The sequence below is a fragment of the Acidithiobacillus concretivorus genome (assembly GCF_018853445.1).
Classification (GTDB): Bacteria; Pseudomonadota; Gammaproteobacteria; order Acidithiobacillales; family Acidithiobacillaceae; genus Acidithiobacillus; species Acidithiobacillus concretivorus.
Window position 1 is genome coordinate 1 of sequence record NZ_JABELD010000189.1, and the last position, 512, is coordinate 512.

The following is a 512-nucleotide window of genomic DNA, read 5'->3' on the forward strand; positions in this document are numbered from 1 at the left end:
TTTGCTCTTGGGGTGGATATGGTCGATAGTCAGCGGGGTATGCTCTGCATCGCAATAGACGCACTTACGGCCCCATTTCTCCAGTAGATATTCCCGGACCTCGTAGCCGAACAGGGTGCCGTGCTGATACTCCGCACCACTGATCTCCGGATTCTGCAAAGCCTGGGTATCGAAGCGATGCAGCAGGGTGGACAGAGCCACGACGGGGGCCCAACGCTGCAAGCGGGATACGCAGGCCATCGTGGTATCGACCCGATGTTGCAGGCTGGGTGCCAGCCAGCCTTTTGGCTTCGTGCGGTTCAGGAAGCGCGGGGCACGATAACGTAACTTGGCCCGACGAAATCGCCGATGATCGCGCCGTTGTTGCAGCGCCTTGCGGATTACCGCACCCCGATGCGCCAATTCAGCGGCCCAGATCACCGTAGGGCCACGACGGACGTACTCAGCGACCAGAGCCAGTCCCGTCGTTTTGCTGCCGGGATGGATTTTCAGCCGCGTATCCTGCACGTCGC

General features: G+C 60.5%; 1 protein-coding gene. It reads right to left on the reverse strand.

The window, feature by feature from the left end; translation table 11 throughout:
• A partial coding sequence (iscB, locus tag HJG40_RS14780; RefSeq protein WP_215864894.1) for an RNA-guided endonuclease IscB occupies positions 1-512 on the reverse strand: 512 nt, incomplete at both ends.